Here is a 25421-nt window from a genome sequence, read left to right as displayed (position 1 = left end):
GGTTCCGACATGACCGCTGTGTTTCCCGACATCTGGCCGGCCCTGCCGGAAATCTTCCTCGCCTGCGCCGGCATGGCCCTGCTGCTGATCGGCGTGTTCCGCGGCGACGGCTTCACGCGCCCCATCGGCTACATGACGATGGTGGCGCTGCTGCTGGCTGCCATATTGACCATGGGCTACGGCACCGGCCGGGTCGTCACCTTCAACGGCCTCTTCGTGATGGACGCCTTCGGCGTCTTCATGAAGGTGCTGATCCTCGTCGCCGCCTCGCTGTCGGTCCTCCTCGCGCTCGGCTTCAACGAGCGCGAGAAGATGGCCCGGTTCGAGTTCCCGGTGCTGATGCTCTTCGCCACGCTCGGCATGCTGATGATGGTGTCGGCCAACGACCTCATCTCCCTCTATGTCGGGCTGGAGACGCAGAGCCTCGCGCTCTACGTCATCGCCGCCTTCCGCCGCGACAGCGCCAAGTCCTCGGAAGCGGGCCTGAAGTACTTCGTGCTCGGCTCGCTCTCCTCGGGCATGCTGCTGTACGGCGCGTCGATGGTCTACGGCTTCGCCGGCACGACCTCTTTCGACAAGATCGCCGCCCTGTTCGCCGGCGGCGCGCATCCGTCGGTGGGCGTCATCATCGGCTTGGTCTTCGTCGTCGCCGGTCTGGCCTTCAAGATCTCCGCCGTTCCGTTCCATATGTGGACGCCGGACGTCTACGAGGGCGCGCCGACCCCGGTCACGGCCTTCTTCGCCGCCGCCCCGAAGGTCGCCGCCATCGCGCTGGTCACCCGCCTGCTGATCGAGCCGTTCGGTCATCTGGCCCACCAGTGGCAGCAGATCATCATCGTCAGCTCGATCCTCTCGATGTCGCTCGGCGCCTTCGCGGCGATCACCCAGAGCAACATCAAGCGGCTGATGGCCTACAGCTCCATCGGCCACGTCGGCTACGCCCTGGTCGGCCTCGCCTCCGGCACCCAGGAAGGCGTGCGCGGCGTGCTGATCTACATGGCGGTCTACATCGTCATGAACATCGGCACCTTCGCGGTCATCCTGTGCATGAAGCAGCAGGGCCGCATGGTCGAGGAGATCAAGGACCTCGCCGGTCTGTCGCGCACCAACCCGCTGCTGGCGGGCGCGATGGCGGTGTTCATGTTCTCCATGGCGGGCATCCCGCCGATGGCCGGCTTCTTCAGCAAGCTCTACGTCTTCCTCGCCGCCATCGAGGCGCAGCTCTACACGCTGGCGGTGATCGGCGTGCTGACCAGCGTCGTGGGCGCCTACTATTACCTGCGCATCATCAAGATCATGTACTTCGATGAGCCGGTGGAGGCGTTCGACAAGATCGGCGATGACGGGATGACCGGCATCCTGATCGCCACCGGCCTGTTCACCCTGCTGTTCTTCGTGGTTCCGGCGCCGATCCTGAACTACGCGGCGGCGGCGGCGGCCTCGCTGTTCGCCGGATGACGGCAGGCAACGAAGCGGAGGCGGCGCGTTTGCGCCTGCCTTCGGGCTTCCGGGTGATGGCCTTCGACTCCGTCGGCAGCACGAACGACGAGGCGAAGGCCTTCGCGCGTTCGGGGGCTGCCGAAGGCACCATCGTATGGGCCAAGCGGCAGGAGTCGGGCCGCGGCCGCCGCGGCCGGGCCTGGACCTCGCCGGAAGGCAATCTGTACAGTTCGACCATACTGCGTCCCTCGCGCCCGCCGGCCGAGGCGGCGCAGATTTCGTTCGTGGCGGCGCTCGCCATCGCCGACACCGCCGCCGCCGTTCTCCCCGATCCCGACGGCGTGCGCTGCAAATGGCCGAACGATGTTCTGGTGCATGGCCGCAAGCTGTCCGGCATCCTGCTCGAGTCGGAGGCAGCGGCCGGGGGCGGGGTCTCCTGGCTGGTGCTCGGCGTCGGCATCAACCTGCGGCATTTTCCCGAGGGCACCGACTACGCGGCCACGTCGCTGGCGGCGGAGGGCGCCCCGGCGCTCCAGCCCGCGGTCCTGCTGGAAATCTACGCGGAGCAGTTGGCGCGCTGGTACGGCGTCTGGGCGGAGCATGGCTTCGGCCCGGTGCGCGCCGCCTGGCTGAAGCGGGCGCGGGGTCTGGGCGAGCCCATCGTCGTCCGTCTGCCGGACCGCACGCTGACCGGCACCTTCGCCGATCTGGACAGCGACGGCGTTCTGTTGCTTGATCGGGATGACGGGGCGGGGCGCCAGCGCATCGCCGCCGGAGACGTGTTTTTCCCACCCGCGGTGGAGACCTGAGAGATGCTGCTCGCCATCGACGCCGGAAACACCAACGTGGTGTTCGCGATCTATGAGGGCGACGAACAGCGCGGCCTGTGGCGCACGGCGACCGACAAGAAGCGCACCGCCGACGAGTACATGGTGTGGGTGACCCACCTGATGGCGCTGAAGGGCCTGGGCCCGGCGAACATCGACAGCGCCATCATCGCCAGCGTGGTGCCCGGCGCCACCTTCAACCTGAAGCGTCTGTGCAAGGATCATTTCGGCTGCGATCCGCTGGTGGTCGGCCAGCCGGGGGTCGATCTCGGCACCCGCGCGCTGGTGGACCGGCCCGACGAGGTCGGCGCCGACCGGCTGGTCAACACGGTGGCGGCGGCGGCCACCTACAAGACGCCGCTGATCGTCATCGACTTCGGCACGGCGACGACCTTCGACGTGGTCGACCGCGACGGCAACTACCGCGGCGGCGTCATCGCGCCCGGTTTGAACCTGTCGCTGGAGGCGCTGCAGATGGCGGCGAGCAAGCTGCCCCGCGTCGAGATACAGCAGCCGGGCCACGTCATCGGCACCAACACCGTCGAATGCATGCAGTCCGGGGTCTTCTGGGGCTATGTCGGCCTGATCGAAGGGCTGGTCAACCGCATCCGGGCGGAGTACGGCGAGCCGATGACGGTCGTCGCGACCGGAGGGCTGGGTGTGCTTTTCGCCAAGGCAACCCATGTAATCGAACACACCGACGGCGAACTCACGCTGCGCGGCCTCCTCCTGATCCACAAGCGCAACACGGCCCAATGACCCATCCCGACTCCGCTCCCTCCGTCCACCCGGTCGAGGGAGACGGCGACCTGTTCGCTCCCGAGGACGACGCGCTCTACTTCCTGCCGCTGGGCGGTTCGGGCGAGATCGGCATGAACCTCAACCTCTACGGCCATCGCGGCAAGTGGTTGATGGTGGATCTCGGCATCTCCTTCGCGGACGACACGATGCCGGGGCTGGACGTCATCATGCCGGACCCCGCCTTCATCGCGGAGCGCCGGCACGACCTCGTGGGCATCGTGGTCACGCACGCGCACGAGGATCACCTGGGGGCCATCCAGTATCTGTGGCCGCAGCTTCGCGTGCCGGTCTACTGCACGCCCTTCACCGCCGCCGTGCTGCGCGCCAAGCTGCACGAGCGCGGGCTGGCCGGGGTGGTGCCGGTGCATGAGGTGGCGCTGGGCAGCACCATCGAGGTCGGCCCCTTCTCGGTCGAGTATGTGACGGTCACCCATTCGATCCCCGAGCCGAACGCCCTGGCGATCCGCACCGCCGCCGGCACGGTGCTGCACACCGGCGACTGGAAGCTCGACCCCGAGCCGCTGGTGGGGGAGGCGGCCGACGAGGAGCGGCTGCGCGCCATCGGCGACGAGGGCGTGCTGGCGCTGATCGGCGACAGCACCAACGCTCTGGTGCCCGGCAGCTCCGGGTCGGAAGGCAGCGTGCGCAAGACGCTGACCGAGCTGATCGGGCAGTTTCCCGACGTGCGTGTCGCGGTGAGCTGCTTCGCCACCAACGTCGCGCGGCTGGAAAGCATCGCCCACGCGGCGGCGGCGCACGGGCGCCACGTCGCGCTGGTCGGGCGGTCGATGTGGCGGATCAACGAGGCCGCGCGCTCCAACGGCTACCTGACCGACCTGCCGGCCTTTCTGACCGAGCATGACGCCAACTACGTGCCGCGCGACAAGCTGGTGCTGGTCTGCACCGGCAGCCAAGGGGAGCCGCGCTCGGCGCTCGCCCGAATCGCGTCGGACGACCATCCCCAGGTGTCGCTGCAGCGCGGCGACGTGGTGATCTTTTCCTCCCGCGAGATTCCCGGCAACGAACGGGCCATCGGCCGCATGCAGAACCTGCTGGTCGGGCAGGGCATCCGCATCGTCACCGCCGACGAGGCGCCGGTCCATGTGTCCGGCCACCCCGCGCAGGACGAGCTGGTCCGCATGTACCAGTGGGTGCGCCCGCGCATCGCCATGCCGGTCCACGGCGAGCAGCGCCACCAGCTGGAGCACGCCAAGCTGGCCCGTGCCTGTCAGGTGCCGGAGGCTCTGGTCCCCGGCAACGGCGACCTGATCCGGCTGTCGCCTGACGCGCCGCCGCGGGTGGTGGCGCAGGTCCGCTCCGGCCGCATGGCGCTGGACGGCAAGCGGCTGATCCCGCTCGACACCGGGCTGATGCGGGCGCGCCACCGGATGGTCCACAACGGCGCCGCCGTCGTCACGCTGGTGATGAACGGCAAGGGCGAGCTGGTGACCGCGCCGCAGATCGCGGTGATGGGGCTGCTCGACGACTCGGCGGACCGCGACATGCTGCTCGACGTGGTGGACGCGGTGCGCGAGGCCGTCGCCGAGATGCCGAAATCGGCCCGCTCCGACGACGAGCAGGTGCGCGCCGCCGCTCGGATCGCCGTCCGCCGCTGTTTCAACGCGACGCACGGCAAGAAGCCGGTGACGGACGTGCACCTCGTCCGTGTATAAGTCTTTGCGACGTTACGCCTTTCGGGAGGACCCATGATCGGGAAGCTGAACCACGTCGCCATCGTCGTGCCGGATCTGACGGCGGCGACCGCGCTCTACCGCGACACGCTGGGCGCCGCGGTGTCCCAGCCGGTGGACCTGCCGCCGCACGGCGTCACCGTCGTCTTCGTCGAGCTGCCCAACACGAAGATCGAGCTGCTCCATCCCTTTGGCGAGAAGTCGCCGATCGCCGGCTTCCTGGAAAAGAACCCGTCTGGCGGCATCCACCACATCTGCTACGAGGTGGACGACATCCTGGCCGCCCGCGACCGGATGAAGGCGCAGGGCGCCCGCGTTCTGGGCGACGGCGAACCGAAGATCGGCGCCCACGACAAGCCGGTGCTGTTCCTGCATCCCAAGGACTTCTGCGGCACCCTGGTGGAGCTGGAGCAGGCCTGAGGCAAGGCGCGAAAACCGGAGGCATGCGATGGGCTGGGTGACGGGCATCAGCGTCTATGTGGTCGTCTGGTGGGTGGTGCTGTTCGCGGTGCTGCCCTGGGGCGTGCGCACCCCGGCCCAGCCCGAGCCGGGCATGGCGAGCAGCGCGCCGGAGCGCCCGCGCATCCTCCTGAAATTCGCCGCCACGACCCTGGTCGCGGCGGTGGTGTGGCTGGTCATTTTCGGCATCGTGCAGTCGGACCTGATTTCCTTCCGCGAGATGGCCAAGCCGCACTGATCCCCCTCCCGGAAGGAGCCTTCGCGTGAGCCTGACCTATTGCGACGCGGCGCCCGGCCACGCGCATCACGGCCCCTACCACGACAGCGAGTACGGCTTCCCCAGCGCCGACGACCGGGTGCTGTTCGAGCGGCTGATTCTGGAGATCAATCAGGCGGGCCTGTCCTGGCTGACCATTCTGAAGAAGCGCGAGGCCTTTCGCGCCGCCTTCGACGCTTTCGACATCGACCGCGTCGCTGCCTATGGCGAGGCGGAGCGGGAACGGCTGCTGGCCGATCCGGGAATCATCCGCAACCGGCTGAAGGTCGACGCCGCCATTGAGAACGCGCGGCGGATCGTGGCCCTGCGCGAAACGCACGGATCGTTCGACGGCTGGCTGCGCGCCCATCACCCCTTGAGCAAGGCGGAGTGGATCCGGCTGTTCAAGCGCACCTTCCGCTTCACCGGCGGCGAGATCACCGGCGAATTCCTGATGAGTCTCGGCTATCTGCCGGGCGCGCATCAGCCCCGTTGCCCGGTCTGGTCCGAGGTCGCCATGCTCGATCCCCCTTGGATGGTCGCCGTTCGGCAGGGGTTCGCAGGATACGACGCTCATAAAGCAGGCATATCGGCGCCTATGACGTAATCAACCGCCTATGTCTTGGGCGAAACCTGCGAATTCTTTGCTGACGACTTGGTTTATTCCAAATTCCGTCTTGTCATCGGGTGGGGTCGGGTTCAATGTACTTGGTGTGACGAGAGGGGTTCTTCCCTCTTTTCCGACGCCTGGTGGCAATTCCTCCCTAAACCTCGGGCCGCGCCGCGATCGCCGCGCGGTCCTTTTTTCGTCCCGGCCCGCTTCACGGAGCCCACGATCACCTTCGTCCGTAGGCAGACGGACCGTTGTGCTTCGGTACAGAATGAATTAACCCTTTGCGGGTATAGCTCATCCTACTGTGCGGGAGGCGGGCGAGCGTCCGTTCCGGCTTTGGATTCAAGTGCGGCGGCGTTCGCAGCCGGAATTTGCGGCCGTCAGCGGGGAGAACGATGCCGAGGCGCCGATGACCGCGGGTGATAACGAGAAGTTCGAGCAGTTCGCGGCCATTCTGACCACCGAACTGCTTGACCGCACCCGCAAGAGTCTTGAACTGCTGACCCCCGAAGAGCAGCCGGCGGCCAAGCTCCCCTTTGCCTTGACCCCATCCTTTCAGGAAATCTACGCCGAACTGGTGCGCGTCGGGATCTTCCCGGTTCTGCTCAGCCGCCGTCCGGTGCGGGCCATCGTCGGCGACGTGGATTGGCCGCGGGACGGGCGCGACTATCTGCTGACCGTCCTCGACGACCGCTCCAACGCCGTCTTCACCGCCTGGGATTACGCCTGGGACGCGCTGTGGGACGAGCGGAAGGTGGGGGCGGACAGCGGCTCCTCGGCACCGGCCAAGAAGAAGGGCTTCTTCGCCTCGCTGTTCGGCCGCAAAACGGACAAGCCGGAAAAGAAGGCCAGCGAGCAAGGTGCGGAGGGCGACGTGATGGCCGGCCTCTACACCATGCTGAACGAGCAGGCCGAGCGCCGCGGCTACCTGCCGCTGTTCCATGACGACATCAAGGTGCTGAAGGGGCTGGTCCGCGTGAAACCGGCGCGCATCTTCCAGGCATGGAAGGAGATCAACCAGTACCATCACCAGGAATTCTACCTGTCGGGCCAGGATCAGGCGAAGCCGGGGGTGACCTCGGAATGCCTGCAGAAATGGCATTACAACCTGCCGGACCGGATCGGCGAGTTCCTGGTGCTGAAGGCGGCCGTCGACATGGAGTTCGTGAACAAGCCCTTCCTCGGCAAGTACATCCGCCAGTCGGCACGCACCCAGGAGGAGGCGGAGAAGGGCATGCCCTATCTCGCCACCTACTGGAAATCCATGAAACAGTCCGCCGCCGCCCAAGGCTGAGGTCCGCCATGATCCGCCGCTCCGCCCTGTCCGTCATCGCTATGCTGGCGCTGTCCGGTGGGGCAGCGGCGCAACCGATCGATCTCTCCGCCTGCCGGTTCCTGACCGCTCACCGCCCGGCGCCGGGGGTGGACTACACGCCCGGCCTGGATGTGAACGGCAAGGCGGTGGCCCCCGCCGACCTGCCGGGCTCGGCCGGCGCCGCGCCGCCGCTGGAGCGGTTCGACATCCCGGTGACCGTGGATTTCGCCCGCCGCATGGGCTTCCCGGTGCCGCAAGGTGGGGCGGCGCCGGGTGTCGAGGTCGGCTATCTGACCTGGTACGCCAACCGCCTTTACTTCAACGGCCAGCCCATCGGCGCGCCGAGCGAGGCCGAGGTCTATGCCTATTGCCGCACCGTCCGATAGGGCGGTCCGCCCCCTGACGCGTGCCGTGACGATGGACAAGCGCGCGGTGGCTTCCTAAAGTCGCTCTCCCTGTTGCGGACCGGCGCACCGCCGGACGAATCCCCTCGAAACCGAGAGCAGAGCCATGCGGCTGTCCACCTTCTTCCTGCCGACCCTCAAGGAGACCCCGACCGAGGCGCAGATCGTCTCGCACCGCCTGATGCTGCGGGCCGGGATGATCCGCCAGACCAGCGCCGGCATCTACGCCTGGCTGCCGCTGGGCCACCGGGTCCTGAAGAAGATCGAGCAGATCGTCCGCGAGGAGCAGGACGCCGCCGGCGCCCAGGAACTGCTGATGCCGACCATCCAGTCGGCGGAGCTGTGGAAGGAAAGCGGCCGCTACGACGATTACGGCAAGGAGATGCTGCGCATCACCGACCGTCACGACCGCGAGATGCTGTTCGGTCCCACGAACGAGGAGATGATCACCGACATCTTCCGCGCCTTCGTGAAGAGCTACCGCCAGCTTCCGCTGAACCTCTACCACATCCAGTGGAAGTTTCGGGACGAGATCCGCCCCCGCTTCGGCGTGATGCGCGGGCGCGAGTTCCTGATGAAGGACGCCTACAGCTTCGACATCGACGCGGCCAGCGCCCGGCGCTCCTACCAGAAGATGTTCCTGGCCTATCTGCGCACCTTCGCCCGCATGGGGCTGAAGGCCATCCCGATGCGCGCCGACACCGGCCCCATCGGCGGCGACCTCAGCCACGAGTTCATCATCCTGGCCGAGACCGGCGAGAGCGGCGTCTTCTGCCACAAGGATTGGCTGACCCTCGACGTGCTGCAGAACGCCCCGGGCTTCGACGAGGACCTGCAGCCCTTCTTCGACACCTACACCTCGATCTACGCGGCCACCGACGAGAAGCACGAGCCCGGCAACTGCCCGGTCGCGGAGTCGGATCTGGTGTCGGCCCGCGGCATCGAGGTCGGCCACATCTTCAACTTCGGCACCAAGTACTCGAAGCCGATGAACGCCGTCGTCGCCGGTCCGGGCGGCGAGCCGGTCCCGGTCGAGATGGGCTCCTACGGCATCGGCGTGTCGCGCCTGATGGGCGCCATCATCGAGGCCAGCCATGACGACAACGGCATCATCTGGCCCGACGCCGTGGCGCCCTTCAACGTCGGCCTCGTCAACCTGAAGGTCGGCGACGCCGAGACCGACCGCGTCTGCCAGGAGCTGTACTACAAGCTCCGCGCCAACGGGCTGGACGTGCTGTACGACGACCGCGACGAGCGTCCGGGCGTGAAGTTTGCCGACATGGACCTGATCGGCCTGCCGTGGCAGCTCGTCGTCGGGCCGCGCGGCCTGAAGAACGGCGTGGTCGAACTGAAGCGCCGCGCCACTGGCGAGAAGCAGGAGCTGTCGGTGGACAGCGCGCTGGAGAAGCTCTCGGCGTAACACCGTGGTGCGGGAGAGCGGGCGCCTTGGAAGGTCGCTGGAAGGTCGCCCTTTTCCTGCCACGGTTAAGCACTTATGTTGCGGGGCGGCGGACTGGTTGCGGTCCGCCGCCTTTGCTTTTGCCGGGCCTCCGTCGCCCGCCCTTCGCTCATCGGGAGCCGCATGATCTTCTCCGCCTTCGAACGCATGGTCGCGATGCGCTATCTGCGGGCGCGCCGCCAGGAAGGGTTCATCTCGGTCATCGCGGGATTCTCGCTGCTGGGCATCGCGCTCGGCGTGGCGACGCTGATCATCGTGATGTCGGTGATGAACGGCTTCCGGGCGGAGCTTCTGGGCCGCGTGCTCGGCCTGAACGGCCACCTCAACGTCTACAGCGTCCGCGGTGGCCCGCTGCCCGACTATGACCCGCTGGTGCAGCGGCTGCAGGGCGTGTCCGGCGTGGTCGGGGTGACGCCGACGGTCGAGGGGCAGGCGCTGGTGTCGGTGCGCGGCGTCGCCTCCGGCGCGGTGGTGCGCGGCGTGCGGCCGGAGGACTTCCGGGTGCGCCCGACGCTGTCGCGCAACATCGTGCGCGGCACCGTGGAGGCGTTCGGCGAGGACAACATCGCCATCGGCATCCGCATGGCGCAGCGGCTGGGTCTGGCGGTCGGCGATCAGCTCACCCTGATCGCGCCGCAGGGCAACGTCACCGCCTTCGGCACGGTGCCGCGGATGCGCAGCTTCACCATCGGCGCCGTGTTCGACGTCGGCATGTTCGAATACGACAACAGCTTCATCTTCTTGCCCCTGCCCGAGGCCCAGGCCTTCTTCCGCACGGGCGAGGCGGTGACCTCGCTGGAGGTCTTCGTCAGCGACCCGACCCGGATACGGGAGGCGCGCGACGCCATCCAGTCGGCGGTGGCCGGGGTGGGGCGGGTGGTCGACTGGCAGCAGTCCAACGCCAGCTTCTTCACCGCGCTCCAGGTCGAGCGCAACGTGATGTTCCTGATCCTGTCGCTGATCATCACGGTGGCCGCCTTCAACATCATCTCCAGCCTGATCATGCTGGTGAAGGACAAGGGGCGGGACATCGCCATCCTGCGCACCATGGGCGCCACCCGCGGCATGATCATGCGCATCTTCTTCCTGTCCGGCGCCTCGGTGGGGGTGGCGGGGACGCTGGTGGGTGTGGCGCTCGGCGTGTCCTTCGCGCTGAACATCGAGACGATCCGCCAGGGCATCCAGGCGCTGACCGGCACCAACCTGTTCAACGCCGAGATTTATTTCCTGTCGCAGCTGCCGGCCAAGATCGACTGGTCGGAGGTGGTCCAGGTCACGCTGATGGCGCTGGGCCTGTCCTTCGCCGCCACCGTCTACCCGTCCTGGCGGGCGGCCCGTCTCGATCCGGTGGAGGCCCTGCGCTATGAGTGAGCCGATGCTGGAACTGTCGGGGATCGTCCGGACCTTCGAGCAGGCGGGGACCGAGCTTCAGGTGCTGCGCGGGGCGGAATTGACCGTCCATGCGGGCGAGCTGGTCGCTCTGGTCGGCCCGTCGGGCGCCGGCAAATCGACCCTGCTGCACATCGCCGGCCTGCTGGAACGGCCGACCGCCGGCACGGTGCGGATCGCCGGGACCGACGTGTCCGCCCTGGACGACGGGAAGCGGACGGAGGTGCGCCGCCGCTCGGTCGGCTTCGTTTACCAGTTCCATCACCTGCTGCCGGAATTCTCCGCGCTGGAGAACATCGTGCTGCCGCAGATGATCAACGGCGTGGCGAAGCGCACCGCCCGCGAGCGCGCCCTGGAACTGCTGCGCATGGTCGGGCTGGAGCCGCGCGCCGGCCACCGTCCGGCCCGCCTGTCCGGCGGCGAGCAGCAGCGGGTCGCCATCGCCCGCGCGTTGGCCAACGGGCCGGGCCTGCTGATCGCCGACGAGCCGACGGGCAATCTCGACCCGCACACGGCGGAGGGGGTCTTCGCCATGCTGACCTCCATCGTCCGGCAGGCGCGGGTCGGCGCGCTGATCGCCACCCACAACCTGGAGCTTGCCAACCGCATGGACCGGGTGCTCGAAATGAGCGACGGCGTCCTCGTGGAGCACGCGCGGGTTTGACCGCCATCGCGGCGCGGCCGGGGGATCGGCCAAACCGCGGCAACCGGCCAAACCGCTTAAGAGTGGCATCGCCGTTCGGCGGATTGGTGATCGGTGCGTCCTGGGGCAGACTTCGCGCAACCCAACAAGGAGGGACCGGAGTTCATGGATCAGAAGATCATCGATCTGTACGACGAGTACACCCATCGGCCGCTGCCGCGCCGCGTCTTCCTGGAGCGGCTGGCGGTGCTGGCGGGCAGCGCGGCGGCCATTCCGGCGATCCTCTCCCAGATCGAGCCGAACTACGCCCTGGCCGCCGAGGTTCCGGAGGACGACAGCCGGATCGCCACGGACCGCGTCACCTTCCAGGGGGCGACCGGCGACGTTCAGGCCTACCGGGCCCGCCCGAAGCTGGCCGAGCAGGCGCCGTCAGTGGTGGTGATTCACGAGAACCGTGGCCTGAACCCTTACATCGAGGACGTGACGCGGCGGCTGGCGGTGGCCGGCTTCGTCGCCATGGCTCCGGATCTGCTGTCCCCGCTGGGCGGCACCCCGCAGGACCCCGACCGTGCCCGCGAGATGATCGGCCAACTCGACCCCGACAAGACGGTGAACAACCTGATCGCGTCGATGAGCGACCTGATGGCCTACCGCTATTCCAACGCCAAGGTGGGGGCCATCGGCTTCTGCTGGGGTGGCGGCATGACCAACCGGCTGGCCATCAAGGCGCCGGACCTCAAGGCGGGCGTCGTCTTCTACGGCCCGGCGCCCGACCCGACGCTGGTCACGACCATCAAGTCGCCGCTTCAGCTCCATTACGCCGGGTTGGACAACAATGTGAACGCCAAGGTGCCGGCCTATGAGGAGGCCCTGAAAAAAGGCGGCAAGTCTTACCAACTCTTCATGTACGACAACGTGAACCACGCCTTCCACAACGACACGTCGGCGGAGCGCTACAACAAGGAGGCGGCGGACCTCGCCTGGGGCCGGTCCGTGGAGTTCCTGAAGAAGAACCTGACCTGAGCGATCAGGCCCGAATCAGGGCCGATGGGTGGCCGGCCGTGCGGAAGGCAGCTTCAGCACGGCCACCGCCAGCCCGGCCAGCACCAGAAGCGCGCCGGCCATCTTCAGCGGCGTGAAGCTCTCCCCCAGGACCAGCGCGCTGGAACTCATGCCGAAGACCGGCACCAGCAGCGAGAAGGGCGCCACCAGGCTCGCCGGATAGTGGCGCAGCAAAAAGCCCCAGGCGGCGAAGCCGAACAGCGTCGCCCCGAAGGCGATGTAGGCCACCGCCCCGACGCCCAGCGGCGTCAGATGGGTCAGGGCCTGCCAAGCCCGGTCCGGGCCCTCCATCCCCAGCGACAGCAGCAGCAGCGGGATCGGCGGCACCACACTGACCCACAGCATCATGCGGAACAGGTCCGGCGCCTTGGCCTGCTTCATCAGCAGATTCGCCACGCCCCAGGTGGCCGCGGCGGCCATGACCAGCCCCAGACCGAGCAGCGACTCGCCCGCCGGCATCTCCAGAGCGATCAGGCCGATCCCGGCGAAGGCCACCGCCATGCCCAGCACCTGCTTCGGACCGGGCCGCTCCCCCAGCACCAGCGCGGCGAACAGGGCGGTGAAGAAGGCCTGCGACTGCAGCACCAGCGAGGACAGTCCGGCCGGCATGCCGATGTCCATCCCGACGAACAGCAGCGAGAACTTCACCACCCCCAGCACCAGCCCGATGCCCAGGATGAAGCGCCAGGGCACCGGCGGACCGCCGCGAACCCCCAGCACGAGAAGGGGCAGCGCCGCCAACGCGAAGCGCAGGGCGCAGAACAGGATCGGCGGAAAGTCCGCGAGACCGACCTTGATGGCGACGAAGTTGAAGCCCCAGATCGCCGCGACGGCGACGGCAAGGCCGATGTGGGCGGTGCGCATGGAGCCGAAGGCTAGAGATGCACAACCCGCCGGTCAACGCGGCGCTCAATGCGCCCATCGCGGGTCAGATCCCCGAATCGCTTCACTTGTCCGTGTGCAGGATGCGGCACTCGTCCAGCGCGGCCAGCGCCCAGGAGGAGCCGCCGAGATTGACGTCGCCGATCTCGGTCCCGCCGCCGTCCCGCTGCAGCGTCACCGCGCGCGACCGCATGAAGGGTTCGAACAGATCCTCGTACTTGGGCAACTCGACCGGAACCACAACGCCGCCGTCGGGCAGGGGGCTGGCCTCAAGCGCCATGGTCTCGCCGTCGGGGAAGATGGCGGTCAGGCGGCTTTCCGCGCCCTTGCCGGCTTGGGCGTGCTGGTCGGCGTTGACCAGCATGGCCGCGCCCTTCGCCGTCGCCCGGAAGGAGAGGGGGGAGGAGTCGTCCGCCCGCGTGGCGTAGCAATAGGCCGAGCCGGTCTTGGTCGCCGGATGCGCCCGCACGACCCAGCCCTTGTTCTGCGCAACGACGCGCCCCGGCGCGTCGGACAGGGGGGAGGCGGGCGTAGCGGTCGGCGGCGGCCGGTGGGTCTGCTCCGCGGACGGTGCGGGGGCGCCGGTGGTCTGGCAAGCCGTGAGGAGCGTGGCCGCCAGCACCGCCAGGACGGCGCTGGAGCGGATGCGGCGCATGGAACGGGTCATTCTCGGATCGTGGCTCTGCCTCTTTCGATAGCACGAACACGCATGACCGGGGAATCTTCCCATACCTTCGACAGGGTTGGCGCATCGCCGCATGGCCGGGCCCGCGCTTGGTCCCTTGCAGTGCGGGACGGGATGCGCGACGACTAAGGGGAAACGTCCCCTCTTCGCTGGAACCGGTGCCCATCTCCGCCATGCCCCACGCCGACTTCATCCACCTGCGCGTCCACTCCGCCTATTCCCTGTCCGAGGGCGCCATCAAGGTGAAGGAGCTGGTCAAGCTCTGCCAGAAGAAGGAGATGCCGGCGGTCGCCGTAACCGACACCGGCAACCTGTTCGGCGCGCTGGAGTTCGCGCTGGCCGCCGCGGATTCGGGTGTGCAGCCGATCATCGGCACGGTTCTGGGCATCACCCGAGTCGGTCCCGCCAACGGCAAGCCGGGCCTGCCGGGCAAGGCGGCGTCGGTCCCCGACCAGCTCGTCCTGCTCTGCCAGACCGACGAGGGCTACCGGAACCTGATGAAGCTGGTGTCCAAGGCCTTCCTGGAATCGGACCCGATGGCCGGGCCGCAGATCCCTCTGGATGCGCTGGAGGGCCATTCCGCCGGGCTGATCGCGCTGACCGGCGGTCCCGGCGGCTCGGTCGGGCGGCTGCTGGGCGAGGGGCAGAAGGATCTGGCGCTCGACGTGCTGGAGCGGCTGAAGCGGCTGTTCCCCGGCCGGCTCTATGTCGAGCTTCAGCGCCACCGCGACCATTTCGCGGTGATCGAGGACGCCATCGAGCCGGCGCTGATCGATCTCGCCTACGCCCACGACCTGCCGCTGGTCGCCACCAACGACTGCTATTTCGCGACCGAGGACATGTACGAGGCGCACGACGCGCTGCTCTGCATCGCCGAGGGCGCCTACATCAGCCAGACCGAGCGCCGCCGCCTCACCCCCGACCACCGCTTCAAGTCGGCTGAGGAGATGCGGGACCTGTTCAAGGACCTGCCGGAAGCGGTGGACAACACGGTCGCCATCGCCCGGCGCTGCTCCTTCCTGCTGAAGCCGATCAAGCCCATCCTCCCGCCCTTCCCCTGCGAGGGCGGCCGCGACGAGGGGGAGGAGCTGCGCGCCCAGTCCCGCGAGGGTCTGGAGATGCGGCTGAACAGCGTCGTCTACACCCTGGACATGACGCCGGAGCAGCGCGAAGAGACCCGCAAGACCTATTTCGAGCGGCTGGAGTTCGAGCTGGACGTCATCGTGTCGATGAAGTTCCCCGGCTACTTCCTGATCGTGTCGGACTTCATCAAGTGGGCCAAGTCGCACGACATCCCGGTGGGGCCGGGCCGCGGCTCGGGCGCGGGCTCGGTCGTCGCCTGGGCGCTGACCATCACCGACCTGGACCCGCTGCGCTTCGGCCTGCTGTTCGAGCGCTTCCTGAATCCCGAACGCGTGTCGATGCCCGACTTCGACGTGGACTTCTGCCAGGACCGCCGCGAAGAGGTGATCCGCTACGTCCAGGACAAGTACGGCTACGACCGCGTCGCCCAGATCATCACCTTCGGTAAGCTGCAGGCCCGCGCCGTGCTGCGCGACGTCGGGCGCGTGCTGCAGATGCCCTACGGGCAGGTGGACAAGATCTGCAAGCTGGTGCCGAACAACCCGGCCAACCCGGTGACGCTGCAGCAGGCGCTCGACAGCGAGGAGATGCTGCGCCAGGCCCGCGACGGCGATGAGACGGTGGCGCGCCTCGTCAACATCGCGCTGAAGCTGGAGGGGCTGTACCGCCACGCCTCGACCCACGCGGCGGGCGTGGTGATCGGCGACCGGCCGCTGCACGATCTGGTGCCGCTGTACCGAGACCCGCGCTCCGACATGCCGGTCACCCAGTTCAACATGAAATTCGTCGAGCAGGCCGGGCTGGTGAAGTTCGACTTCCTCGGCCTGAAGACGCTGACCGTGCTGAAGACGGCGGTGGACCTGATCCCGGAAAAACCGGACCTGACCACGGTCACGCTGGACGACCCCCGAAGCTACGAGATCCTGGGGCGCGCCGAATCGACGGGCGTGTTTCAGCTGGAAAGCTCGGGCATGCGCGACGTGCTGCGCCGGCTGAAGCCGAACCGGCTGGAGGACATCATCGCGCTGGTGTCGCTCTACCGCCCTGGCCCGATGGACAACATCCCCAAATACATCAAGGTCAAGAACGGGGAGGAACTGCCCGACTACATGAATCCGGCCCTGGAGCCGATCCTGAAGGAGACCTTCGGGATCATGATCTACCAGGAGCAGGTCATGCAGATCGCCCAGGTGCTGTCCGGCTATTCGCTGGGCGGCGCCGATCTTCTGCGCCGCGCCATGGGCAAGAAGATCAAGGAGGAGATGGACAAGGAGCGCGACAAGTTCGTCGTCGGCGCCAAGGACAAGGGCGTGGACCCCGATCAGGCCAGCATGATCTTCGATCAGGTTGCCAAGTTCGCCGGCTACGGCTTCAACAAGAGCCACGCCGCCGCCTACGCCCTGGTCGCCTACCACACCGCCTATCTGAAGGCGAACCACCCGGTGGAGTTCATGGCGGCGTCGATGACGCTCGACCTCGGCAACACCGACAAGCTGAACGTCTTCCGGCAGGAACTGGTGCGGCTGAAGATCAAGCTGCTGACGCCGGACATCAACAAATCCGACAGCATCTTCGGGGTCGAGGCGCTGCCCGACGGCACCAAGGCGGTGCGCTACGCGCTGGCCGCGGTGAAGGGCGTCGGCCTGCCGGCCATGAAGGCGGTGGTGGAGGAGCGGCGCAAGAACGGTCCTTACAAGAGCCTGTTCGACTTCGCCCGCCGCCTCGACCTGAAGACCATCAACAAGCGCCAGCTTGAAAACCTGACCTGCGCCGGCGCCTTCGACGGCATCAACCCGAACCGCGCCCAGGTGCACGCGGCGCTGGAGACGCTGATCCGCTACGCCCAGGCCGAAGCGGCGGAGCGCGACAGCGGCATCGGCAACCTGTTCGGCGGCGCCGGGGGCGGGCTGAAGGAGCCGGACCTGCCCAAGGTCAAGGAGTGGGAGCCGCTGGAAAAGCTGAAGCACGAGTTCGGCGCCATCGGCTTCTACCTGTCTGCCCACCCGCTGGACGCCTTCGCCGGGCCGCTGGGCCGCATGAGGGTGGTGCGATCGGCGGACCTTGCCACGGCGGTGACCGGCGGCGGCTCGACCCGGCGCAGCGTCGCCGGCATCGTGGTCAGCCGCAAGGAGAAGACCGCGAAGTCAGGCAACCGCTTCGCCTTCGTGGAGCTGTCCGACTCCAGCGGCGGCTACGAGGTGACGGTCTTCTCCGAGGTGCTGGCGACCAACCGCGACCTGCTGGAGGCCGGGCGCCCGGTGCTGATGACCGTGGACGTTCAGATGAACGGCGAGGACATGCGCCTGACCTGCCAGGAGGTGAAGCCGCTGGAGGACGCCGTCGCCCAGGTCTCGGACGGCTTGAAGGTGGTGGTGCGCGACGGCGGGCCGGTGGAGAGCATTCGCGGCATGCTGGAGCGGCTGGCCCGCGGCAAGGGCAAGATCCACCTGCTGGTCGAGATCGACCCGCTGAAGGAGGTGGAGATCCAGCTTCCCGGCTCCTTCAACATCACCAACCAGAGCCGTGCCGCGCTGAAGGCGGTGCCGGGGGTGGTCGAGGTGGTGGAGCTGTAATCGGGTGCACAGCTGGAAAAGGCCGCGCCGGGATGTCATATTCAAGCCATGCCGAACCTCGCCCGCCAGATCGACGATGAAGCCGCCGAATCCGATGCTCTGAAGGCTGCGGTCGCAAAGGCGCGCGCAGACCGGCGCGGCGTGCCGCACGAGCAGATGCGGGAATGGCTGTTGCGGGTGGCCGAGGGTGAGTTCGGTGCGGAGCCGCCGGAGACTCGCGACCTGTGACGGTCGTCTGGCGAGCGGCGGCGCGTGCCGACCTCGTCCGCATCCTGCACTATGTCTCGCAGGAAAATCCGGTCGCCGCTCGGCGCTTGGCCCAGGAGTTGGTTCTTGCGGGTGACAGCCTGCAGGTGTTTCCGCGACGCGGCCGCCGGGGCTTGGTCGAGGGTACGCGGGAACTGGTCGTCGTCCGTCCCTATGTCATCGTCTACGACATCGGCGAAGACGAAACCGTTTCGATCCTGCGGCTCTGGCACAGCGCTCAAGACCGCGGTTAACCGCGGAGAAAACAGGATCGCGCTTCCGACCGAATTGGCAAACCGGTGTTGCCAAAGCGGTTGCGGCGGGCTATGTAAGCGCCGTCGTCAAAACCTCACGCGGGCTGGCGGTCCCTCGGCTTTACCCCGATGGCCCGATCCGGTGTCCTGTCAAACGGACAGTGCCCGCGGCGGAGCAACCGGAAAAGGACTTTTCCAAATGGCTATTCCGTCTTTCACCATGCGCCAGCTGCTCGAAGCCGGCGTCCACTTCGGTCACCACACCCGTCGCTGGAACCCGAAGATGGGTCCGTACATCTTCGGCGTGCGCAACGGCGTGCACATCATCGACCTGGAGCAGACCGTCCCGGCTCTGCACCGCGCCCTGCAGGCCGTCCGTGACGTCGTCGCCGGCGGCGGCCGCGTCCTGTTCGTCGGCACCAAGCGCCAGGCCCAGGAGAAGGTGGCCGAGGCCGCGTCGAAGTGCGGCCAGTACTACGTCAACCACCGCTGGCTCGGCGGCATGCTGACCAACTGGAAGACCATCTCCCAGTCGATCAAGCGCCTGCGCGAGATGGAAGAGCGTCTGGGCGGCGACACCTCGGGCCTGACCAAGCGCGAAATCCTCGAGCTGACCCGCGAGCGCGACAAGCTGGAGCGCGCGCTGGGCGGCATCAAGGAGATGGGCGGCCTGCCGGACGTCCTCTTCATCATCGACACCAACAAGGAGTCGATCGCGGTCAAGGAAGCCAACAAGCTCGGCATTCCGGTCATCGCAGTGATCGACAGCAACTCCGATCCGGACGGCGTGGCCTTCCCGATCCCCGGCAACGACGACGCCCTGCGCGCCATCGACCTGTACTGCGAGCTGGTGAACGGCGCCGTGCTCGACGGTCTGCAGGCTGAGATGAGCGCCGCCGGCATCGACGTCGGCTCCTCCGAGGAGGCTCCGGCCGAGCAGCTGCCGGAAGAGGAAGGGGCCGAGGCCGAACAGGCCCAGGCCTGATCCCGGTGATACGGGGCAGCCGGGCCTTATGACCTATGGCCCGGCTGCCTTTTTTATGAGTTGTTTGGATCAACCCGATCCGCTTGGATCTGTTCGGAAGGAAGAGGGCGAAACCATGGCCGAGATTACCGCCGCGCTCGTCAAGGAACTGCGCGAGAAGACCGGCGCGGGCATGATGGACTGCAAGAAGGCGCTGGCCGAGACCCAGGGCGACCTCGAGGGCGCCGTTGACTGGCTGCGCAAGAAGGGCCTCGCCGCCGCCGCCAAGAAGTCCGGCCGCGTCGCCGCCGAGGGTCTGGTCGCCGTCGCCACCGCCGGCACCGCGGGTGCCGTCGTCGAGGTGAACGCCGAGACCGACTTCGTCGCGCGCAACGACAAGTTCCAGGCCTTCTCCCTGAAGGCCGCCGAGCTGGTCCTGTCCGGTTCGGGCGACGTCGAGGGTCTGAAGGGCACCGCCTATCCGGACGCCGGCCGCACGGTCCAGGAAGAGCTGACCAACCTGATCGCCACCATCGGCGAGAACATGAACATCCGCCGCTCGGCCAAGCTGTCGGTTCCGGCGGGCGTCGTCGTGTCCTACGTCCACTCGGCCATCGCGCCGGGCCTCGGCAAGATCGGCGTCCTGGTCGCCCTGGAGTCGACCGGCGACGCCGCCAAGCTGAACGATCTGGGCAAGCAGATCGCCATGCACATCGCCGCCGCCCGTCCGGACGCCCTGGACATCGCAGACGTCGACACCTCCGCCCTGGAGCGTGAGCGCAACGTGCTCGCCGAGCAGGCCCGCGCCTCGGGCAAGCCGGAGAACATCGTCGAGAAGATGCTCGAGGGCCGCATCCGCAAGTACTACGAGGAAGTGGTGCTGCTGGAGCAGACCTACGTGATCGACGGCGAGACCAAGGTCCGCAAGGTGGTGGAGAACGCTGCCAAGGACGTCGGCGCCCCGGTCAAGGTGACGGGCTTCGTCCGCTTCGCGCTGGGCGAGGGCATCGAGAAGGCGGAGAGCGATTTCGCCGCCGAAGTCGCCGCCGCCGCCGGCCAGAAGTAAGGACCCGGCGACCCGCCGCACGCACTCTTCACACCAACCGGGAGAAAGCCCCCCATGGCCCAGACCACCGGGACCACCGAGCCGGCTGACGGCATCCGCTTCAAACGAGTCCTGCTGAAGGTGTCGGGCGAGGCGTTGATGGGTCAGCGCGACTACGGCCTCGACCCGGAGGTGGTCAACCGCGTCGCCAACGAGGTGAAGGCGGTGATCCAGCTGGGCGTCCAGGTCAGCCTGGTCATCGGCGGGGGCAACATCTTCCGCGGCGTGAAGGGTGCGGCGAGCGGCATGGAGCGCGCCTCGGCCGACTACATCGGGATGCTCGCCACCGTCATGAACGCCCTGTCGATGCAGAGCGCTCTGGAACGGATGGGTGTCGCGACCCGCGTGCAGTCGGCCATTCCCATGTCGTCGGTGTGCGAGCCCTACATCCGGCGCCGCGCCATCCGGCACATGGAGAAGGGCCGTGTGGTGATCTTCGCCGCCGGCACCGGCAACCCCTTCTTCACCACCGACACCGCCGCCGCGCTGCGCGCGTCGGAGATGGGCTGCGACGCTCTGCTGAAGGGCACGCAGGTGGACGGCGTCTACACCGCCGACCCGAAGAAGGTGAAGGACGCGCAGCGTTACGAGCGCCTGGGCTATCTTGAAGTCCTGGCGAACGATCTGCAGGTGATGGACGCTTCCGCGATCTCCTTGGCGCGCGAAAGCCACATCCCCATACTCGTGTTCTCGATCCACACCCCCGGCGCTTTCGCCGAGGTGATGCAGGGCCGGGGCAAGTTTACGATCATCAACGAAGAAACGGAGTGAGCCGTGGCTGCGCCCGATGCATCGGATCTCAAGCGCCGCATGGAAGGAGCGCTTGAGGCGTTTCGCAAGGAGTTGAGCGGTCTGCGCACCGGCCGTGCCTCCGCCAGCCTGCTTGAGCCCGTCACCATTGAGGCTTACGGCGCCAGGATGCACCTCAAGGAGGTCGGCACCGTCAGCGTGCCGGAGCCGCGTCTGATCGTCGTGCAGGTGTGGGACCGCGGCATGGTCAAGGCCGTGGAGAAGGGCATCCGCGATTCCGGCCTCGGCCTGAACCCGCAGACGGAAGGCCAGTCGATCCGCGTGCCGCTGCCCGACCTGACGCAGGAGCGCCGCAAGGAATTGGCCAAGGTCGCCCACAAGTACGCCGAGCAGGCCCGCGTCGCCGTGCGCAACGTGCGCCGCGACGGCATGGACGGCCTGAAGAAGGCCGAAAAAGCCGGCGACATCTCGCAGGACGAGCACAAGGGGCTCGGCGAGAAGGTCCAGGCGCTGACCGACCAGTACATCAAGCTGGTCGACGATGCGCTTGCGGCGAAAGAAAAGGACATCATGCAGGTCTGACGGCATGCGCGACGCGGAAGACAGCCGCCCCCTGCGCCCGCCCGCGCACGTGGCCGTGATCATGGACGGCAACGGGCGTTGGGCGAAGTCCAGAGGGCTGCCCCGCACCGCCGGCCATAAAAAGGGCGTGGACGCCGTCCGCCGGACGGTCGAAGCCGCGGGCGAACTGGGGATCGGCTATCTGACGATCTTCAGCTTCTCGTCCGAGAACTGGCGTCGGCCGGAGGAGGAGGTTTCCGACCTCATGCAGCTCCTGCGCTTCTACCTGCGCAGCGAGATTGCCGACCTCCACCGGAACGGCGTGCGCCTGCGCGTCATCGGCGACCGGGCCCGCCTGTCCAAGGACATCATCGGGCTGATCGACAACGCCGAGACCCTGACCCGCGACAACCGCAAGCTGACCCTCGTGGTGGCGTTGAGCTACGGCTCCCGCCAGGAGATCACGCTGGCGGCGCGGCGTCTGGCCGAAGAGGTGAAAGCGGGGACGCTCGATCCCGAGGACATCACCGAGGACCGGCTGTCCGAACGCCTGTTCACCGCCGACATCCCGGATCCCGACCTGATCGTCCGCACCAGCGGCGAGAAGCGCATCAGCAACTTCCTGCTCTGGCAGGCGGCGTATGCCGAGCTGGTCTTCGTGGACACGCTCTGGCCTGACTTTTCCAAGCGTGACCTGGAGGCGGCGATTGAAGAGTTCCACCGACGGGAACGTCGCTTCGGCGCAACCACCGGCACCCGCTAAATCCGGCGATCTGAAGACGCGCGTCATTTCGGCGCTCGTCCTGGCTCCGCTCGTCCTGGCCGCGGTCTGGGCCGGCGGCTGGATTTTCCACGCCCTGATCGCGCTCGGCGCCGTGGCTTCCGCCGTGGAGTGGGGCAACCTTGTTCCCTGCCGCCGCAAGGGTGCAGCCATCGCGTTATCGGTGGCCGGCGTCCTGCTGGCGCTGGCCGCGCAGATCGCCGCCGGGCCATGGGCGGCCGTCGTCGTCGCCATCCTGGCCACGGCCGGCGTCGCGGTGGCCTCGGGCGGGCCGGACCGCGGTCTGTCCGGAGGCGGCGTCCTCTACATCGTCGCCGGTCTGGCGGGTCTGATGTGGCTGCGCGACGATCCGGAGTCCGGCCTCGCGCTGTTCCTCTTCACCATGCTCGGCGTCTGGGCGACCGACATCGGCGCCTACGCCGCCGGCCGCACCATCGGCGGACCGAAGCTGGCCCCGCGCATCAGCCCGAAGAAGACCTGGGCCGGCCTGATCGGTGGCATGGCCTCCTCCGCCCTGGTGGGTTGGGGGGTGGCTCTGGCCGCGGGCGCGCAACGGCCGCTGCTGGCTCTTGCGGTGGGCGCCGTCCTGGCCGTGGTGGCGCAAGCGGGCGACCTCTTCGAATCCGCGGTCAAGCGCCGTTACAACGTGAAGGACAGCGGCCATCTCATTCCTGGTCACGGGGGAATCCTGGACCGCATCGACGGGCTGCTCAGCGCGGCTCCGGTGCTGGCCCTGTTCCACGCGACCATCGGCACGGCAATCGCATGGTGGTGACTGGGTCATGGTTGTGAAGGCTGAAGGGGCGGAGAACGCGCCGCGCCGCGTGACGATCTTCGGTTCGACCGGGTCGGTCGGCACGCAGACGGTGGACCTTGTCGCCCGCGAACCGGAACGCTTTCCGGTGGAGGCGCTGACCGCCAACCGCAACGTCGCCCTCCTCGCCGAGCAGGCGCGGCAACTCCGCCCCAAGCTGGCGGTGGTCGCCGACCCCGCCGCCTACGCCGACCTCAAGGAGGCGCTGGCCGGTACCGGCGTGGAGGCCGCCGCCGGCCCGCAGGCAGTGGCCGAGGCCGCCGAGCGTCCCGCCGACTGGGTGATGGCCGCCATCGTCGGCGCCGCCGGGCTGGAGCCCACGCTGGCCGCCGTGCGCCGCGGCGCCTGCGTCGCCTTCGCCAACAAGGAGGTGCTGGTCTGCGCCGGCGCTTTGATGATGGAGGAGGTGCGCCGCCACGGCGCCAACCTGTTGCCGGTCGACAGCGAGCATTCGGCGATCTATCAGGTTTTCGACTTCGACCGGCTGGACAGCGTGCAGCGCCTGATCCTGACGGCGTCCGGCGGCCCCTTCCGGACGAAGGACCGCGCCTTCATGGCCGCGGCGACGCGCGAGCAGGCGGTCGCCCACCCGACCTGGGAGATGGGCGCCAAGATCTCCATCGACAGCGCCACCATGATGAACAAGGGGCTGGAGATCATCGAGGCGCATTTCCTCTTCGGCGTCCCCGAAGAGAAGATCGACGTTCTGGTCCATCCCCAATCGGTCGTGCATTCGCTGGTCGAGTATGTGGACGGCTCGGTCCTGGCGCAGCTCGGCACGCCGGACATGCGCACGCCGATCGCCTACGCGCTCGGCTGGCCGGCGCGCATCCCGACGCCCGCCGAAAGGCTGGACCTCGTCAAGGCCGCAACCTTGACCTTCGAGGCGCCGGACCCCGAGCGATTCCCGGCCCTGAGGCTCGCCCGGGCCGCCTTGCAAAGCGGTGGGGGCGCTCCTACTATTCTCAGTGCCGCCAACGAGGTGGCCGTGCAGGCGTTTCTCGACCGCCGGATCGGCTTTCTCGACATCGAACGGATCGTCGAGGGGGTGTTGGGCACGCTGCCGCACCGGCCGCTCCGCGACCTGGGCGCGGTGCGCGACACCGATGCCGAGGCGCGCCGCGTGGCGGCCGACCGGGTCGCGGCCCTGGCACGCTGAGTCTTTTTCCGGGCGCGGACCGCGAAGGAGCCGCTCCGGGATGCAAAGGATGTGATGGACGTCATGGGCGGCTTCGGGACCACGCTTCTGTCTTTTCTGCTGGTCCTCACCGTGCTCGTGTTTGTGCACGAACTCGGCCACTACCTCGTGGCGCGCCGCAACGGCGTGCGGATCGAGGTCTTCTCCATCGGCTTCGGCCCGGAGCTGTTCGGCTGGACCGACCGCTCCGGAACGCGCTGGAAGTTCAGCGCCATCCCGCTCGGCGGCTATGTGAAGATGTTCGGCGACGCCGACCCGGCGAGCACGCCCGGCGCCCACACGCAGAGCATGAGCGCCGAGGAGCAGGCGGTCTCCTTCCACCACAAGCGGCTCGGCCAGCGGGCGGCCATCGTTGCGGCGGGACCCATCGCGAATTTCCTGTTCGCCATCGTCGCCCTGACCATCCTCTTCGCCACCGCCGGCCAGTCCTTCACGCCGCCGGACGTCGGCGGCGTGCAGCCGGGCAGCGCCGCGGAGCGCGCCGGGCTGCAGCCGGGCGACCTGATCGTCTCGATCAACGGCAGCGGCATCCAGCGATTCGAGGAAATCCGGCAGATCGTCTCCATGCAGCCGGGGGCGCCGCTGGAGATGGTGGTGCAGCGCGATGGGCGTTCGGTCAATCTGACGGCAACTCCGGACGTGCGCGAGGTCACCGACCAACTCGGCAACACCCACCGCATCGGCCAGCTCGGAATCATGCGCGGCGGGGCGGAGACGAAGCGCCACGACCCGCTGACCGCCCTGTGGCAGGCGGGCCGGGAGGTCGTCGGCATGGTCTCCGGCACCTTCGTGGCGCTCGGCCAGATGATCGAGGGCTCGCGCGGGACCGAGGAGCTGGGCGGGCCGCTGCGCATCGCCCAGATGTCCGGCGAGGTCGCGCAATCCGGCTGGTACCCGCTGATCTGGTTCATGACCTTCCTGTCCGTGAACCTCGGCATGATCAATTTGTTTCCGGTTCCGCTGCTTGACGGCGGCCATCTGATGTTCTACGCCCTTGAAGGACTCCGTGGGCGTCCTCTCGGACCTAAAGCGCAAGAATACGGTTTCCGCATCGGGCTTGCTTTGGTATTAACGCTCATGGTTTTCGCCACGTGGAACGATCTCGTTCAGCTTCGCGTGGTGGATTTCTTTAGGGGGCTCATTTCCTGAGGGATGCCCCCAAAGCC

26 protein-coding genes are annotated in these 25421 nt (G+C 67.8%); 24 read left to right on the top strand and 2 right to left on the bottom strand.

Features of this window, described 5'->3' with window-relative positions:
• The first annotated feature begins 9 nt into the window (after positions 1 to 9).
• From nuoN to ACWPN7_RS12420, 13 genes are all read left to right on the top strand, one after another.
• On the top strand, positions 10 to 1458 hold the full coding sequence (gene nuoN / locus ACWPN7_RS12480; RefSeq protein ID WP_014240133.1) for an NADH-quinone oxidoreductase subunit NuoN: 1449 nt from the start codon (positions 10 to 12) through the stop codon (positions 1456 to 1458).
• A complete protein-coding gene (locus tag ACWPN7_RS12475; protein WP_492273301.1) occupies positions 1455 to 2249 on the top strand; it encodes a biotin--[acetyl-CoA-carboxylase] ligase in 795 nt (264 codons plus the stop codon). Before nuoN ends, ACWPN7_RS12475 begins: the two co-directional genes overlap by 4 nt.
• 3 nt (positions 2250 to 2252) lie before the next feature.
• The gene (locus tag ACWPN7_RS12470) at positions 2253 to 3026 is read left to right on the top strand and encodes a type III pantothenate kinase (RefSeq protein ID WP_038528379.1); all 774 of its coding nucleotides are present in this window, start codon (positions 2253 to 2255) and stop codon (positions 3024 to 3026) included.
• Positions 3023 to 4741, top strand: coding sequence for a ribonuclease J (locus ACWPN7_RS12465; RefSeq protein ID WP_492273300.1), 1719 nt, complete (start codon positions 3023 to 3025; stop codon positions 4739 to 4741). Before ACWPN7_RS12470 ends, ACWPN7_RS12465 begins: the two co-directional genes overlap by 4 nt.
• A 33-nt stretch (positions 4742 to 4774) precedes the next feature.
• Entirely contained in the window at positions 4775 to 5179 is a 405-nt protein-coding gene (mce, locus tag ACWPN7_RS12460) for a methylmalonyl-CoA epimerase (protein ID WP_038528376.1), read from the top strand.
• A 28-nt stretch (positions 5180 to 5207) separates the two neighbouring features.
• A complete protein-coding gene (locus tag ACWPN7_RS12455) occupies positions 5208 to 5456 on the top strand; it encodes a DUF1467 family protein (protein WP_014240138.1) in 249 nt (82 codons plus the stop codon).
• 25 nt (positions 5457 to 5481) lie between these two features.
• Positions 5482 to 6081, top strand: a complete 600-nt coding sequence (locus ACWPN7_RS12450) for a DNA-3-methyladenine glycosylase I (RefSeq protein WP_014240139.1) — start codon at positions 5482 to 5484, stop codon at positions 6079 to 6081.
• 415 nt (positions 6082 to 6496) lie between these two features.
• On the top strand, positions 6497 to 7381 hold the full coding sequence (locus ACWPN7_RS12445) for a hypothetical protein (protein WP_038530999.1): 885 nt from the start codon (positions 6497 to 6499) through the stop codon (positions 7379 to 7381).
• 8 nt (positions 7382 to 7389) lie between these two features.
• Positions 7390 to 7788 (top strand): hypothetical protein, encoded by a 399-nt coding sequence (locus ACWPN7_RS12440; RefSeq protein WP_038528371.1) that lies wholly within the window; start codon positions 7390 to 7392, stop codon positions 7786 to 7788.
• 124 nt (positions 7789 to 7912) lie between these two features.
• Entirely contained in the window at positions 7913 to 9226 is a 1314-nt protein-coding gene (gene proS / locus ACWPN7_RS12435; protein ID WP_038528368.1) for a proline--tRNA ligase, read from the top strand.
• A 162-nt stretch (positions 9227 to 9388) separates the two neighbouring features.
• Entirely contained in the window at positions 9389 to 10636 is a 1248-nt protein-coding gene (locus ACWPN7_RS12430; RefSeq protein ID WP_137114342.1) for a lipoprotein-releasing ABC transporter permease subunit, read from the top strand.
• Positions 10629 to 11318 carry an ABC transporter ATP-binding protein gene (locus ACWPN7_RS12425; protein ID WP_038528362.1) on the top strand — a complete coding sequence of 230 codons (690 nt, stop codon included), beginning with the start codon at positions 10629 to 10631 and terminating at the stop codon, positions 11316 to 11318. Before ACWPN7_RS12430 ends, ACWPN7_RS12425 begins: the two co-directional genes overlap by 8 nt.
• Positions 11319 to 11462: 144 nt before the next feature.
• A complete protein-coding gene (locus ACWPN7_RS12420) occupies positions 11463 to 12320 on the top strand; it encodes a dienelactone hydrolase family protein (protein ID WP_038528359.1) in 858 nt (285 codons plus the stop codon).
• Between the two features lie 15 nt (positions 12321 to 12335).
• Here the strand turns inward: ACWPN7_RS12420 and ACWPN7_RS12415 are convergent, their stop codons facing one another.
• The gene (locus tag ACWPN7_RS12415; protein WP_038528356.1) at positions 12336 to 13223 is read right to left on the bottom strand and encodes an EamA family transporter; all 888 of its coding nucleotides are present in this window, start codon (positions 13221 to 13223) and stop codon (positions 12336 to 12338) included.
• 82 nt (positions 13224 to 13305) lie between these two features.
• The gene (locus tag ACWPN7_RS12410; RefSeq protein ID WP_459197687.1) at positions 13306 to 13908 is read right to left on the bottom strand and encodes a hypothetical protein; all 603 of its coding nucleotides are present in this window, start codon (positions 13906 to 13908) and stop codon (positions 13306 to 13308) included.
• Positions 13909 to 14099: 191 nt separating this feature from the next.
• Between ACWPN7_RS12410 and dnaE the strand changes: the two genes are divergently transcribed.
• The 11 genes from dnaE (at position 14100) to rseP (ending at position 25404) form a co-directional block, all read left to right on the top strand.
• Entirely contained in the window at positions 14100 to 17582 is a 3483-nt protein-coding gene (gene dnaE, locus ACWPN7_RS12405; RefSeq protein ID WP_459197696.1) for a DNA polymerase III subunit alpha, read from the top strand.
• 48 nt (positions 17583 to 17630) lie between these two features.
• Positions 17631 to 17810, top strand: coding sequence for a hypothetical protein (locus tag ACWPN7_RS12400; RefSeq protein WP_114858461.1), 180 nt, complete (start codon positions 17631 to 17633; stop codon positions 17808 to 17810).
• Entirely contained in the window at positions 17807 to 18082 is a 276-nt protein-coding gene (locus ACWPN7_RS12395; RefSeq protein ID WP_038528347.1) for a type II toxin-antitoxin system RelE/ParE family toxin, read from the top strand. Before ACWPN7_RS12400 ends, ACWPN7_RS12395 begins: the two co-directional genes overlap by 4 nt.
• Positions 18083 to 18281: 199 nt before the next feature.
• Entirely contained in the window at positions 18282 to 19067 is a 786-nt protein-coding gene (rpsB, locus tag ACWPN7_RS12390; protein WP_038528344.1) for a 30S ribosomal protein S2, read from the top strand.
• Positions 19068 to 19182: 115 nt separating this feature from the next.
• Entirely contained in the window at positions 19183 to 20112 is a 930-nt protein-coding gene (tsf, locus tag ACWPN7_RS12385) for a translation elongation factor Ts (RefSeq protein WP_459197686.1), read from the top strand.
• A gap of 54 nt (positions 20113 to 20166) precedes the next feature.
• Positions 20167 to 20922, top strand: coding sequence for a UMP kinase (gene pyrH, locus ACWPN7_RS12380; RefSeq protein ID WP_014240152.1), 756 nt, complete (start codon positions 20167 to 20169; stop codon positions 20920 to 20922).
• A 3-nt stretch (positions 20923 to 20925) separates the two neighbouring features.
• Entirely contained in the window at positions 20926 to 21483 is a 558-nt protein-coding gene (gene frr / locus ACWPN7_RS12375) for a ribosome recycling factor (protein WP_014240153.1), read from the top strand.
• A 4-nt stretch (positions 21484 to 21487) separates the two neighbouring features.
• Complete coding sequence (locus ACWPN7_RS12370; protein WP_038528337.1) at positions 21488 to 22225, top strand: isoprenyl transferase; 738 nt, start codon at positions 21488 to 21490, stop codon at positions 22223 to 22225.
• Positions 22170 to 23018 (top strand): phosphatidate cytidylyltransferase, encoded by an 849-nt coding sequence (locus tag ACWPN7_RS12365; protein WP_349620482.1) that lies wholly within the window; start codon positions 22170 to 22172, stop codon positions 23016 to 23018. The genes ACWPN7_RS12370 and ACWPN7_RS12365 overlap by 56 nt, the downstream gene beginning before the upstream one ends.
• A 7-nt stretch (positions 23019 to 23025) precedes the next feature.
• Positions 23026 to 24216 carry a 1-deoxy-D-xylulose-5-phosphate reductoisomerase gene (locus tag ACWPN7_RS12360; protein ID WP_038528334.1) on the top strand — a complete coding sequence of 397 codons (1191 nt, stop codon included), beginning with the start codon at positions 23026 to 23028 and terminating at the stop codon, positions 24214 to 24216.
• Between the two features lie 54 nt (positions 24217 to 24270).
• Positions 24271 to 25404, top strand: coding sequence for an RIP metalloprotease RseP (gene rseP / locus ACWPN7_RS12355; protein ID WP_492273487.1), 1134 nt, complete (start codon positions 24271 to 24273; stop codon positions 25402 to 25404).
• Positions 25405 to 25421 lie beyond the last annotated feature (17 nt).

This window comes from Azospirillum sp. UENF 312511 (assembly GCF_058780635.1).
The sequence above is the reverse complement of the archived record's forward strand: the minus strand, read 5'-3'. Positions and strand labels throughout refer to the sequence as shown.

Coding starts and splice junctions, on each gene's coding strand:
- nuoN (WP_014240133.1), top strand. CDS start 10: ATGACCGCTGTGTTTCCCGACATCTGGCCGGCCCTGCCGGAAATCTTC.
- ACWPN7_RS12475 (WP_492273301.1), top strand. CDS start 1,455: ATGACGGCAGGCAACGAAGCGGAGGCGGCGCGTTTGCGCCTGCCTTCG.
- ACWPN7_RS12470 (WP_038528379.1), top strand. CDS start 2,253: ATGCTGCTCGCCATCGACGCCGGAAACACCAACGTGGTGTTCGCGATC.
- ACWPN7_RS12465 (WP_492273300.1), top strand. CDS start 3,023: ATGACCCATCCCGACTCCGCTCCCTCCGTCCACCCGGTCGAGGGAGAC.
- mce (WP_038528376.1), top strand. CDS start 4,775: ATGATCGGGAAGCTGAACCACGTCGCCATCGTCGTGCCGGATCTGACG.
- ACWPN7_RS12455 (WP_014240138.1), top strand. CDS start 5,208: ATGGGCTGGGTGACGGGCATCAGCGTCTATGTGGTCGTCTGGTGGGTG.
- ACWPN7_RS12445 (WP_038530999.1), top strand. CDS start 6,497: ATGACCGCGGGTGATAACGAGAAGTTCGAGCAGTTCGCGGCCATTCTG.
- ACWPN7_RS12440 (WP_038528371.1), top strand. CDS start 7,390: ATGATCCGCCGCTCCGCCCTGTCCGTCATCGCTATGCTGGCGCTGTCC.
- proS (WP_038528368.1), top strand. CDS start 7,913: ATGCGGCTGTCCACCTTCTTCCTGCCGACCCTCAAGGAGACCCCGACC.
- ACWPN7_RS12430 (WP_137114342.1), top strand. CDS start 9,389: ATGATCTTCTCCGCCTTCGAACGCATGGTCGCGATGCGCTATCTGCGG.
- ACWPN7_RS12425 (WP_038528362.1), top strand. CDS start 10,629: ATGAGTGAGCCGATGCTGGAACTGTCGGGGATCGTCCGGACCTTCGAG.
- ACWPN7_RS12420 (WP_038528359.1), top strand. CDS start 11,463: ATGGATCAGAAGATCATCGATCTGTACGACGAGTACACCCATCGGCCG.
- ACWPN7_RS12415 (WP_038528356.1), bottom strand. CDS start 13,223: ATGCGCACCGCCCACATCGGCCTTGCCGTCGCCGTCGCGGCGATCTGG.
- ACWPN7_RS12410 (WP_459197687.1), bottom strand. CDS start 13,908: ATGACCCGTTCCATGCGCCGCATCCGCTCCAGCGCCGTCCTGGCGGTG.
- dnaE (WP_459197696.1), top strand. CDS start 14,100: ATGCCCCACGCCGACTTCATCCACCTGCGCGTCCACTCCGCCTATTCC.
- ACWPN7_RS12400 (WP_114858461.1), top strand. CDS start 17,631: ATGCCGAACCTCGCCCGCCAGATCGACGATGAAGCCGCCGAATCCGAT.
- rpsB (WP_038528344.1), top strand. CDS start 18,282: ATGGCTATTCCGTCTTTCACCATGCGCCAGCTGCTCGAAGCCGGCGTC.
- tsf (WP_459197686.1), top strand. CDS start 19,183: ATGGCCGAGATTACCGCCGCGCTCGTCAAGGAACTGCGCGAGAAGACC.
- pyrH (WP_014240152.1), top strand. CDS start 20,167: ATGGCCCAGACCACCGGGACCACCGAGCCGGCTGACGGCATCCGCTTC.
- ACWPN7_RS12370 (WP_038528337.1), top strand. CDS start 21,488: ATGCGCGACGCGGAAGACAGCCGCCCCCTGCGCCCGCCCGCGCACGTG.
- ACWPN7_RS12360 (WP_038528334.1), top strand. CDS start 23,026: ATGGTTGTGAAGGCTGAAGGGGCGGAGAACGCGCCGCGCCGCGTGACG.
- rseP (WP_492273487.1), top strand. CDS start 24,271: ATGGACGTCATGGGCGGCTTCGGGACCACGCTTCTGTCTTTTCTGCTG.